Source organism: Candidatus Hydrogenedentota bacterium (assembly GCA_035416745.1).
In the GTDB taxonomy this organism is placed as follows: domain Bacteria; phylum Hydrogenedentota; class Hydrogenedentia; order Hydrogenedentales; family SLHB01; genus UBA2224.
Genome location: DAOLNV010000121.1, coordinates 11,272 through 13,167 on the forward strand (window position 1 = coordinate 11,272; position 1,896 = coordinate 13,167).

At 63.2% G+C, this 1,896-nt stretch carries 1 protein-coding gene; it reads left to right on the top strand.

Annotated features, from left to right (window positions below; translation table 11 throughout):
- Positions 1 to 306: 306 nt before the first annotated feature.
- Positions 307 to 1,449, top strand: a complete 1,143-nt coding sequence (locus tag PLJ71_21215) for a trypsin-like peptidase domain-containing protein (GenBank protein ID HQM51209.1) — start codon at positions 307 to 309, stop codon at positions 1,447 to 1,449.
- The last annotated feature ends 447 nt before the right edge of the window (positions 1,450 to 1,896 follow it).

Genomic DNA, 1,896 nt, shown 5'->3' on the forward strand with positions numbered 1-1,896 from the left:
CAACCGGACAGTCAGTCCCGCCGGAGGCCGCCCCCGCCCAGGGTGTCAACTAGGAGCTGCCCACAGCTGAGAAACGGGACTGCGGAGTCGCTGGAAGACCAGACTCCGATCGTGCGGTCGTGAAGAGCAGTGGGAACCGCTGTTGCGGGTCGTGTGCTTGTCCAGCGAGTGGGATGCATTGGCCCTGCAGCCCCGTAGGGTCAAGCAGGGCCGGTTCGGGCTTCTCGCGCTTCGGGCATCGGCTTCCGGGCTCTTTCGGCGGGTCCGCAACCCCGGAGTTGCCGGGTGTTTTTACACGGAGAGACAATGCCACGCATAAGAACCAGGAAAGGGCCGGCGATCATGTACCGCGAAATGTTCTTTTGCAGTCTGGTGGCATTGGTTGCGACGGCCGCGGTCCCGGCACAAGACGATGTCGAGCTTTCGCGGCGCAATGCCATTGTGCAGGCCATCGAGGAAGCTTCCCCGGCGGTGGTGTCCATCAACGTCGTGGAGACGCGCGAGGAAGTCCCCCCGATGTTCCGCGATTTCTGGGAGTTCTTCGATCTGCCCTCGCCCCGCCACCGTGTCGAGAACCGGCGTGTCGATTCCGTGGGAAGCGGGTTCATAATCGATGCCGAAGGGCATATTCTCACCAACTACCACGTTCTCGAGGGGGCCAGCGGCATCGCCTCCGTGACGTTGTCGGACGGCCGCGACCTCAAGGCTCAAATCGTGGGCGTCGACCCTCGCACCGACCTGGCGCTTCTCAAGGCCGAGGGCGCGAACCTGCCGTTTGCGGCCTTGGGCGAATCCGAAGACCTCTATATCGGCGAGTGGGTCATCGCCATCGGGAACCCCTTCGGACCGCTGATCAGCGATCCCCAACCAACGGTCAGCGTGGGAGTGGTTTCGGCGAAAAACCGCCGTCTGAGCCCCAGCATCGGCGAGGGCGAGCGCCTGTATCAAGACATGATCCAGACCGACGCCGCCATAAACCCGGGCAACAGCGGCGGCCCGCTGGTGAACGCCAAGGGCCGGGTTATCGGCATAAACACCATGATCTTCAGCCAGAGCGGCGGAAGCGTCGGGTTGGGGTTTGCCATTCCCATCGACCGTGCCCGGCGCGTGGTGGCCGAACTCCAACGTTATGGCCGGCGGCGCGACCCCTGGGCGGGGTTCAAGGTCGAGGACGTGGTGGACCTGCATCCCGATTTCGCGCGCCAACAGGGAATCACCATCGACCACGGCTGCCTCGTGGTGAACATCCTGCGCGACTGCCCCGCGTACAAGGCCGGATTGCGCCCGGGCGACGTAATCATCGGCATTGCCGGACACGAAGTGGTCCGCTCGAGCGACATCGATTTCGCCATCTGGGACCATTTCGTGGGGGATGCCATCTCGCTCGAGATCGATCGCCAGGGCGAACGCAAGACGCTGACATTTATCGTGGAAGAACTCGACCAGTAGTCCGCAACCGGGGGCACGGGCGGCATCTCCAACTGCGGGGTAAGCACCGGCGAAACCGGGTACGATGCCGTGCGGTTCGCGGGCCGCGATTAGCCGGTATTCCCCAGCGCCAACGGCGCGAGACATACCAGCCTTGGCTGAAGGCCAAGGAAACCAGTTCCCCTTCCCCAGCCCCAACGACGCGTAACATACCCCCACGATACGGTTGTCACCTCTTCAGCGCCAACGGCGCGTCACATACCAGCCTTGGCTGAAGGCCAAGGAAACCGGTTCCCCCCAAAAATCCCACAGGGCTGAAAGCCCGGAACATCATCTCGCCTGGCCGTTCAATCCCCAATTTGTTTCGGGCCTTCAGCCCTCTTGCCTGTTTTGAAACCCATCACCTGGCCCTTCAGGCCAGGCTGGTATGTTACGCGCCTTCGGCGCTCCGGAGGACACATGCCCCGC

Coding starts and splice junctions, on each gene's coding strand:
- PLJ71_21215 (HQM51209.1), top strand. CDS start 307: ATGCCACGCATAAGAACCAGGAAAGGGCCGGCGATCATGTACCGCGAA.